Annotated in this window: 4 protein-coding genes; 3 read left to right on the forward strand and 1 reads right to left on the reverse strand. The window is 43.4% G+C overall.

Annotated features, from left to right (window positions below; translation table 11 throughout):
• Positions 1-97 precede the first annotated feature (97 nt).
• Positions 98-2,797 (reverse strand): HTH-type transcriptional regulator MalT, encoded by a 2,700-nt coding sequence (gene malT / locus DZ860_RS20555; RefSeq protein ID WP_120034866.1) that lies wholly within the window; start codon positions 2,795-2,797, stop codon positions 98-100.
• A 422-nt stretch (positions 2,798-3,219) separates the two neighbouring features.
• Between malT and DZ860_RS20560 the strand changes: the two genes are divergently transcribed.
• The 3 genes from DZ860_RS20560 to glgB all read left to right on the forward strand — a co-directional run bounded on the left by DZ860_RS20560 (position 3,220) and on the right by glgB (position 10,509).
• The gene (locus DZ860_RS20560) at positions 3,220-5,673 is read left to right on the forward strand and encodes a glycogen/starch/alpha-glucan phosphorylase (protein WP_120034867.1); all 2,454 of its coding nucleotides are present in this window, start codon (positions 3,220-3,222) and stop codon (positions 5,671-5,673) included.
• A gap of 98 nt (positions 5,674-5,771) precedes the next feature.
• Positions 5,772-7,949 (forward strand): 4-alpha-glucanotransferase, encoded by a 2,178-nt coding sequence (malQ, locus tag DZ860_RS20565; protein ID WP_120034869.1) that lies wholly within the window; start codon positions 5,772-5,774, stop codon positions 7,947-7,949.
• 379 nt (positions 7,950-8,328) lie between these two features.
• Positions 8,329-10,509: a 1,4-alpha-glucan branching protein GlgB gene (gene glgB / locus DZ860_RS20570; RefSeq protein ID WP_120034871.1), complete on the forward strand. Its 2,181-nt coding sequence runs from the start codon at positions 8,329-8,331 to the stop codon at positions 10,507-10,509.
• Positions 10,510-10,702: the final 193 nt, after the last annotated feature.

Raw genomic sequence — 10,702 nt, forward strand, 5'->3', positions numbered from 1 at the left:
TGATAATTATCTACAGTTCAATATCTGTCTATGAGACAGGAGGCAATTAGCAAATATAATGACATTGAAATGAAACTAGTCATTTAGTTTATGGCTATTATATGTTTAATAGTTTTTCAGCTGTTTCTATTGCTTGCTTTCTATTTGCTATCCCTAATTTCTGATACAAATTTCGTATATGGGTTTTAATTGTCGTTCCCGCAACATCAAGCTCTTGAGCGATTCGTTCATTACTTAAGCCTGAATGAATTAGTCCAAAGACTTGCCATTCTCTTTGAGTTAAAGGGCTTGTATGGACAAAGGTCGGTGCATTCGGAGTTGTCAGTAGTTTGGCTATAAAGTCTTGACCAAATGGTGAGGCTTGGCAGTGTTTATGTTGTGTTAGTGATTTTAAGAACTGTACCGTTTGTTGTTGGGGTTGTTCGTTTAATGATGATCGCTCATTTAATTGCACAATGATGGTGGTTAATCGAGCGTTATCAACAAAGAAGCTACCAATCATGCCAGCATGATTAGCTAATTCAATCGCGCAGCTTAAGTGTTGGTGGGCAGACTCTACCTGATTTTGAGCGACAGAAAGTAGAGCTTCTACAATTAGGTTACGCTGAGTGTCTGCGATAAGCTCACTTTTGTTTGCCTGCAGTTGCAAGAAAGCCATTGTTTCAGCAGCTTCGTCGAACAGTTTTAGATTGATTTGAGCGAGCGCAATATTACGCCATTGTAGCTGGTTGAAATGATTACACGCATCTTGGGGGTAATTTGCCGTTGCTAACCATTGTTTTATTGCTGGGAAGTCTTGCTGAGCTTGCCAATATAAGATTAAAGAGAATGACGCATTCGCTGACCAGTCGACATGGTAGTTTGCTTGATTTAAAAGACTCTTAATATTCTCTACAAACTCTTCGGCTTGCTTCCACTGTTCTTGCCCAATAGCAACGCGCGCTAACATCGCATAGCAGAGTAAGTGCTGACTGGTTTCATGATGCCCGAGTACCTCTATGCCTTGATAGGCACAGGCTTTTGCTTCATCAAGTCTATTTAAGCTCCAAAGTAAATGGGCTCGCGTTCGTAATAGAAATTCATGTAACGGTAACTGCTGAAGCTGTTGTTCTTCAATGAGCCGAAAGGCATTTTCTTGTACGTTAAACGCATGCTGAGTATGACCTTGGGCAATGAGTATTTCGCTTTGTTGCAACATTGCCCATAACGCTTGATGGTAGAGGTGATGTTGTCGAGCTAACTTCTCTGTCTGCTGCATCATTGAAAGGGCTTGATTTAGATGCCCAAGGACATGGTTGACTTCGCCAATAACCGAAGTCGCTATGATACGACTTCGATAAACATGGCTTTCTAGTTGGCTTAGTGCGAGTTCAGCGAGCTCAAACGCCTGCTTAGGTTCATTGTGATTGATTGCCACTTGTGCGCGAAGCGCGTTGAATTCTCCTTTTTGCTGCGTGGAAAGGGCAATGTTTTGTTTGCTCATTTGAGTATTGGTGGTGAGTAGCAGTTCGCCGACTTCATGATAACGATGCTGGCTTTGAGCTAACCATGCTTTAAGCATGCAGAGCTTAGGTTCACGATATAAGATTTCGTCAGCAAGTTGTTCAATTGCTTTTTCAAGATTGGTAAGTTCACCATTGTTGAACATATTCCAGCCATGCTCGATGAGAATATCCGCAATCAATGCTTGGTTTGAGGCCTTTTGAGCATGGCGCAATGCTTGGTGAGGAGAAGATTGCTCTAGCCATGCTTTAGCGGCTGATTCGTGTAATATTTGTTCTTGTTTTGGTATTCGAGACTGGCGTTCATGCGTCAGAAATTCAGCGAACAGGTGATGAAAGCGATACCAATTGTGCTCGCCCTCCAAAGGATGAATAAATAAGCCATATCGGTTGAGTGACTCGATCATCGCGAGTGCGTCATCACGTTGAGTTAACGCGCTGATTAAGGTGTCGTTAAAGTGTTCTAGTATCGAGCATTGCAATAGAAAATCGCAGGTCTCTTTATCGAGTAGATCGAATACCTCTTCAACTAAATATTCCCACAGGTGGGCGTGGTTAAATTGGGCGACATTGTGGGCTGATTGCGCCAGCGTTTTGTTGTGGTGCTGAGCTTGAAGCGCGATTAATTGCAGAGCAGATGGCCAACCTTCCACATACTGACATAGGTTATCAGCGGTTTGATGATCAATATCGTCCGTGAAGCGTTGATTGAAAAAACGTAGGGTTTCTTCATTATCAAAAGCGAGCCGTTGGTGATCTATCTCAAGCATTGTGCCTCGCACTCGCAAATTAGCGCTGCCAATAGGAGGAACAGTGCGGGAGGTCATTATTAAAGTAATATTTTCCGGCTGATGCTTAATGTAAAAACGTAAAGCGGCATGGATTTCTTCATTGTGAATAAGATGGTAATCATCTAATACGATATAGCTTTTATCGCTAAATTGTTGCAACTCACCAAATACCTGACCAAACAAGTTTAATAGGTTGGAGAACTGGCGCTTTTCTGCCAGTGTTTGAGCATTTGGGCATGCATTATTTGTGGCTTTGTTGAGTGCTTGAATAAAATAGTTAGCGAAATGAAAAGTATCATTGTCACTGTCGTCTAGGTTATACCAACCTGTATGGGGCTTATTGGCTAACCATTGTGCCACCATGGTGGTTTTGCCATATCCTGCGGGCGAACGGAATAGGATGAGCTTGTAATCGAGGGCATTCTTAAGTAGATCAAGGACGCGCGCACGAGTGATTGTGTTGTGTAATCGCCCCGGGCGAGTCAGTTTTGATGGGATCCACATCGTTTGCTTTCCTTAGCCATTTCGTTTTTTAATCACGCTTTGATATTTTTACTACTCACACTGATTAGGTATGGTTTTTCTCCATCCAACTTGGAGTTTCTTGAGGAAGTTTGATGCATTGATAACCCACTCATCAGCATTGTCGATTATGTGACTCTAGAGTTATATGTAATTAGCGTTTTGTATCCATCTACGCCCCAAAAATGTGATCTGATTCATGATAGTCGCTTAGATATTATTCGATGAATATATCCATTGTACCAATATAGAGTGGATGGAATAGATATGGGTGTTCGTGGCGTGTAGAGTGAACTACGCCCCTTCTACTCCTTATTGAGATGAGTGAGGGAGGATGTGCAACTTGATCAAGAAGGGCACTCTAGTGAGTGATGGATAAAAATCACTAGAGTGAGCTTTCAAAGATGAAACCTACACAACAAAAACAGTTTGATAAAACCGCATTCCAAAACAGTGTAAAGAAACATTTGACGTCGACCTATGCGACCACGTTGCAGACAGCCACCAGCCGTGCTTGGTATCTAGCAATGGGACGCGCTTTAGCAGAATTGACGACATTTGATCTCCTAGAAACCGAACACGATGAAAAAATTCGTCACGCGAAAAGCGTCAACTACTTATCTTTAGAATTCTTAATTGGTCGTTTAACTGGCAACAATTTGATTAGTCTTGGCTTATATTCGCAAGTGAATGACGCGATGAACGAACTGGGTCAGCACTTAACAGATTTACTTGAAGAAGAACGCGACCCATCATTAGGCAACGGTGGCTTAGGTCGCTTAGCTGCTTGTTTTATGGACTCGTTAGCTGCTCAAGAATTTCCGTGCGTAGGCTATGGATTGCATTACGAATACGGCTTGTTCAAGCAATCTTTTGCCCTTGGTCGCCAGCAGGAAGCGCCTGATGCATGGCGTAGTGTCGAAGGTTATCCTTGGGAGGTCGCAAGACCCAATCTAGCTCAAGAGATTGGATTCTACGGTCAAGTTGAAGTGTATCAAGAGAACGGTGAGGAACGTCGCCGTTGGGTACCGGGCATGACAGTTAAAGCGATGCCGTGGGATATGCCAATTGTCGGGTATGAAAGTGATACGGTATACCCGTTGCGACTATGGGAATGTCGAGCTATCGCTCCATTTTCACTAGCGAGTTTCAACAACGGTAACTATTTTGAAGCGCAACACGCTCTGATTGATGCGGGTAATATTACCAAAGTACTCTACCCGAATGATAATCATGAAAAAGGCAAAACACTGCGTTTAATGCAGCAATATTTTCATAGTGCAGCCTCTGTGAGAGATATTTTACGTCGTCATGAGGAGATTGGTCACTCACTTGAAAGCCTACCTGATTATGAAACCATTCAGCTTAATGACACTCATCCCACTATCGCTATCCCTGAATTAATGCGCATCTTAATTGATGAAAAAGGGCTGAGTTGGGATGATGCTTGGCGTATTAGTTCGAAGACCTTTGCTTACACCAATCACACCTTATTACCTGAAGCTCTTGAAACTTGGAGTGAGGCTTTACTGCAACATTTACTGCCTCGTCACATGGAAATTATTTATCAGATCAACCATCTATTCCTAAAGGAAGTCAGAGAGAAATGGCCTGGTGATGTTTCTAAGCAGCGCAAACTCTCGATTATTCAAGAGGGTTTCCATCGTATGGTACGCATGGCTAACTTGAGTGTTGTTGGCTCTTATGCCGTAAATGGTGTAGCAGCATTGCACTCTAATTTAGTGAAGCGTGATTTGTTCCCTGAGTTTCATGAGCTTTACCCAACCCGATTACAAAACGTGACCAACGGTATTACGCCACGTCGTTGGTTGAAGTTCTGCAATCCGGATCTAAGTGAGTTGATTACCAGCAAGATAGGCGATCAATGGCCGACCGATCTTGATCAACTAGAAGCGATCTCACAGTACGCAGACGATCCGCAATTCCAACAGCAATTTATGGCTGTGAAAAAAGCCAATAAACAGCGTTTGGCTGATTGGGTAGAAAGCAATATGGGTATCGTTTTAGATACCAATGCGATTTTTGATGTGCAGATTAAACGTTTACATGAATATAAGCGTCAGCACCTAAATATGCTGCATATCTTGTCTCTTTATCACCGTTTATTGAATGAACCTGATTTTGATATGGCACCACGCGTGGTCTTTTTTGCTGCGAAAGCAGCACCGGGTTACCACTTGGCTAAAGAAATCATTTATGCCTTGAACAAGATTTCTGAGCGTATCAATGGTGATCCTCGCATTAACGACAAGCTTAAAGTGGTCTTTATTCCTGATTATCGCGTCAGCATTGCGGAAATCATTATCCCAGCGGCTGACGTATCAGAGCAGATTTCGACAGCAGGTAAGGAAGCTTCAGGCACGGGTAATATGAAGATGGCACTTAATGGTGCGCTGACGATTGGTACTATGGATGGAGCAAACGTAGAGATCCGCGAAGAAGTCGGTGACGACAATATTTACATCTTTGGTTTAGATGTCGACCAAGTAGAAGCGTTGCACGCGAATGGCTACAACCCTTATGACTATTATCATGCTGACCCATTATTAAAAGCATCCCTAGAACTGTTGTTAGGGGATGAATTCACACCTGGTGAGCCGGGTAAACTGCGAGTGACTTACGATAGTCTGTTAGATGGGGGAGATCCTTATTTGGTTCTCGCTGATTTCGCGGCCTATGTCCAAGCGCATGAAGCGATGGATCGCCAGTATCGAGATCAAGCTGGATGGGCGAAGAAAGCGATATTGAATACCGCACTAGTGGGTAAATTCAGCTCAGATCGCAGTATTCGAGATTACGTGAATAACATTTGGAAACTGGAAGCCGTTAAACGCTAACTGCTGCACAATGCCTGATGTTATTGGTCTTTTCCTTTCACATTGAGGCATTGTTTTATCCAAATCACTAAAGGCATGTTTGCCCTTTGGAGAGAAGAATGAATCAACAGACCCCATTAAAACAGGTTGCGGAATTAGCGGGACTTTCAGACAGTTATGTCAGTGCAAGAGGCGAAGATGTCACTGTAAGTGATGAGACACTCACTCGCTTGCTGACGGCATTAGGTTATGACACCAGTAGTGATGCCGCTTTGATAAAGTCAGCACAAAAAAAGCATAAACCGGATGTGTTAGCTCCCGTTTTGGTGCTGCGTGACAATCAAGCTTTAGAAATCGCGCTTAATTTAGGCGTGAGTGCTCGTGAAAGTGATTTCAGCTGGCGTTTGGATACAGAGCAAGGTGAACAATTCGAGGGATATTTGCAGTCTCAAGTGATACGAGATGAGCGTAAAGAGGGGGGGGCACTGGTCTTTTCTTTACCTAATACGGTGCCTTGGGGTTATCACACTTTATCGGTATTTCGCAAGCGACGTAAATCGCCTTATACAATGCAGTTAATCGTCACGCCAACGCAATGCTATAAGCAAGAGGTGATGGCACAAGGTAAGAAAATGTGGGGGCCGAGCATTCAGCTCTATACTTTACGCACACAGCATAACTGGGGTATGGGTGACTTTGGTGACCTTAAACAGCTGGTGGCGGATGTTGCTGCACGAGGTGGCGATTTCATTGGGTTAAATCCGATTCATGCACTATTTCCGGCCAATCCAGAAGCTGCGAGTCCATATAGCCCATCATCAAGACGTTGGCTTAATATTCTCTATATTGATGTCAGCTCAGTGGCTGAATTCTCGTTGAGTAGTGAAGCTCAACAGAGGGTGGGCAGCACGGAATTTCAGCAACGTTTACAACAAGCACGAGATGCTCATTGGGTTAACTATACTGAAGTTGCTAGTCTCAAATTAAGCATTTTACCTTTACTGTTTGATGAGTTTAAAAAACGCCATTTGGACAATAACTCTGAACGAGCACAAGTATTCCTGAACTTTGTTGAACAAGGGGGTGATAGCTTATTACACCAAGCTACTTTTGATGCATTGCATGCAGAGCTCCATGCTCAAGATGACCAAATTTGGGGCTGGCCTGTATTCCCTGAGCAATATAGTTCATTTGATAAACCGGCTGTGCGTAAGTTTATGGCGAAAAATCGCGATAAAGTGCATCTCTATCTGTATTTACAATGGATAGCCGATGGTCAAATTAAAGAAGCTCAAGCTCTAGCCAAAGAGAAGGGGATGTCGATCGGATTGTATCGTGACCTTGCGGTGGGTGTGGCTGACTCAGGAGCGGAAACATGGGCAGACCTAGGTAACTTATGTCTGGATGCGAGTGTCGGCGCTCCACCAGATATTCTTGGTCCTCTTGGACAGAATTGGGGGCTACCGCCATTGAACCCTCAACGTTTAACTGCCAGTGCGTATGAACCTTTTATTCGCTTATTACAAGCAAACATGAGCCATTGTGGTTCATTGCGTATTGACCATGTGCTTGGTTTGTTGCGCTTGTGGTGGATACCTAAAGGTGAAGAGGCGACGAATGGCGCTTATCTCTACTACCCAGTTGAAGATATGTTAGCTATTTTAGCGTTAGAGACACATCGTCACCAATGCAGCGTGATTGGTGAAGATCTTGGTACAGTGCCGGATGAAATTGTCGGGCTTTTGCATGATGCTGGCATCTACTCTTATATGGTCTTTTTCTTCGAAACATCAAAAGAAGATGGAGGCTATCTCTCTCCTCGTCATTATCCAGAGCAATCAATGGCAACATTGTGTACTCATGATATGCCGACATTGCGTGGTTACTGGCATTGTGATGATTTGAAAATGGGCCAAGATCTTGGGTTATACCCAAATCAAGAACAGTTGAGCACCTTGTTTAATGAGCGCTTAACCAGTAAGCAGGGTATTTTAGATTCTGTACATTGGCATGGTTGCTTGCCTGAGGGAGTCGGTCATGACGCCCAATATGTGCCGATGGATACCCATTTAGCACAAGCGCTACAAGTTCATTTGGCTGCTGGCAATAGCACTTTATTTAGTGTGCAATTAGAAGATTGGTTAGAGATGGATAAGCCCGTTAATATTCCTGGTACTGTCATGGAATACCCAAACTGGCGTCGAAAACTCTCTTGTAATTTGGATGAAATGTTTGCCCAAGAAAATGTCAATCGCATCACTTCAATGCTAACTGAGACACGCAGCAAGGTGGTGTAAGTTGTCATATTGTCTGTCAGTAGCAAGCAATATGGTAAGCCGCGTATTGTTAGTCGTAATCAGATGATGAAAGTGTTTGAGTTGTAGATATAGCCCCCGGTATTGATAGCGTGAGTATGAAGAAACGATCTGTTAAATGATCGCATTAATCACTCAATATTGGGGGATAATTCGTTAAAATACCGAATGCTATTTTTTGCCAACGCGTGAGCGAAGGCTTGTTATCATATTGAATCTATATCTAACCTGATAAAACGGGGATGAGGCGAGCAATAAAGTGCCGCATTAAGATCAGAGATATAGAGGACTAAAGGACACCAAGGTAATAACCAAAGATCGCGAGAGACATCACTTGGTATCTGGTTAGGGAGAGGGATAATTGAAAACAACAAAAATTAATAAAATTGAGCAAACGTATCATCAATTAGCTAAAGCATCATCTGCGGATCCGTTTGCATTTTTAGGTCCTTTTATTCCCTGTGAGCAAGGAAGTCTAAGAGTTTGGATGCCGGGTGCCGACAAGGTTGAAGTCATCATTGAGGGTGAACCTAGAATCACTATGACGCGTGAAAATGAATCAGGGTTTATTCTCAATAGCAAACGCGATCTGAGCCTGACTCATTACAAACTAGCGGTGCATTGGGGAGAGGTTGAACAATTACTTGATGACCCGTATCAATATCATGGTATCTACGCAGCATATGACGATCTACATACCCCAAAGAGTATGTATCAGCATATGGGAGCCCAGCAACAATCATTCGAACGTGGTGGAGATATAGTCACAGGGGTGCGCTTTTTAGTCTATGCACCTCATGCATCAGCCTGCTCTCTTATTGGTGATTTTAACCATTGGGATGGCCGACGTTTACCGATGCAGCGTTTAGATTATGGTATTTGGGGTATTTTTGTTCCTGATTTACCTGAGGGAACCTCATATAAGTTTGAAATTAAGGGCCCAGATGGTGAGAGCCTGCCTCATAAGGCAGACCCTTGGGGTTTTCATGCGCAGCAGTACCCATCATTTTCATCTGTGGTTTATGACCATCAACGTTATGAATGGCAAGATTTTGAGTGGCAATCACGCCCTGTTACTGACAAGCGCGAAGATGCCTTATCTTTTTACGAACTGCATGCCGGCTCATGGCGTCGTGACAAACAGGGTGAATTTCTAAACTACCGAGATTTGGCAGAAGAATTAATCCCGTATTTAGTCGAGATGAGATACACCCACCTTGAGTTAATGCCGGTGTCTGAGCATCCATTTTACGGCTCTTGGGGTTATCAACCGGTTGGTTTATTCGCTCCAACTAGTCGCTTTGGCTCTCCGGATGATTTTAAATACTTCGTCGATCAATGCCACCAAGCAGGAATTGGGGTTGTTTTAGATTGGGTTCCAGCACATTTCCCATCGGATGATCATGGTCTAGCAAACTTTGATGGTACGCCATTATTCCATGACCCAGATCCACGCCGAGGATGGCATCAGGATTGGAACTCTTATATCTATGATTTAGGACGTGAGCCAGTACGTCGCTTCCTAGTGTCGAATGCGCTTTATTGGTTTGAACAGTTCCACATTGACGGTATTCGTGTTGATGCTGTCGCATCAATGTTATACCTCGACTATTCTCGTAGCCATGGTCAATGGCTGCCGAATGTGGATGGCGGAAATGAGAATTACGATGCGATCGCGACACTAAAGTGGATGAATGAAGAAGTCTACAAACACTTCCCTAATGCGATGACAATTGCGGAAGAATCAACCGCATTCCCGGGCGTATCTGCACCAACATACTTAGGTGGATTAGGCTTTGGTTTTAAGTGGAACATGGGGTGGATGCATGACAGTCTTTCTTACATTAAAGAAGATTCAGTTCATCGAAAATATCACCATAATTCCATCACCTTCCCATTGATTTATGCTCATAGCGAAAACTATGTGTTATCACTTTCTCATGATGAAGTGGTTTATGGAAAAGGTTCTATTCACAATAAGATGCCCGGTGATGAATGGCAACAGACCGCCAATTTGCGAGCTTATTTAGGTTATATGTATGGGCAACCGGGTAAAAAGCTCAACTTTATGGGAACGGAGTTTGGTCAAACAGCGGAATGGAACCATGATGATCAATTGCAGTGGTTCTTGCTCGAATTTGAACGCCATCAAGGCGTAAAATCTCTAACTCGTGACTTGAATCATCTCTATCGAACTGAGCCCGCTCTCTACCAGCAAGATTGCTCTCCTCAAGGGTTTGAATGGCGTCTTCAAGATGCAGCACAAGCCAGTATCTTGGCTCATGAGCGTATTAGTAAAGAGGGTGAACGGGTATTGGTGATCAGTAATTTCACGCCGGTACCTCATCAAGATTTCCGTATTGGGATTCCATCTGCTGGCGAGTATACCTTGTTATTGAATACCGACGCTGACGCTTATCATGGTAGTGGCTTTGAAGTAAAAGCGAGAGTTCTCAGTGATCTAATTGATAGTGAGGGCTTACCTCAGTCACTGTTGCTTAACTTGCCTCCTCTGGCGACAGTGTTTTACAAGTTGAGTTAATCCATACGTGATTTTGATGAACTCGATACTTGAAACCCAGCCTACGTGCTTAATGCTGATCGTTTTAAATAATTGAACGATCCTGAGCAGGGTTCATAATCGGTCTCAACATAGTTGAGGCCGATTTTTTTATGTCTGAGTTTTCTAAAGAGTTACAGATTACCGCTGAGTTTTGCCAAGAACATCATCTCAA

Source organism: Vibrio sinensis (assembly GCF_003605645.1).
In the GTDB taxonomy this organism is placed as follows: domain Bacteria; phylum Pseudomonadota; class Gammaproteobacteria; order Enterobacterales; family Vibrionaceae; genus Vibrio; species Vibrio sinensis.

Bases quoted from the DNA above. Each gene is read 5' to 3' on its own strand.
- malT (WP_120034866.1), bottom strand. From the start codon at position 2,797: ATGTGGATCCCATCAAAACTGACTCGCCCGGGGCGATTACACAACACA.
- malQ (WP_120034869.1), top strand. From the start codon at position 5,772: ATGAATCAACAGACCCCATTAAAACAGGTTGCGGAATTAGCGGGACTT.
- DZ860_RS20560 (WP_120034867.1), top strand. From the start codon at position 3,220: ATGAAACCTACACAACAAAAACAGTTTGATAAAACCGCATTCCAAAAC.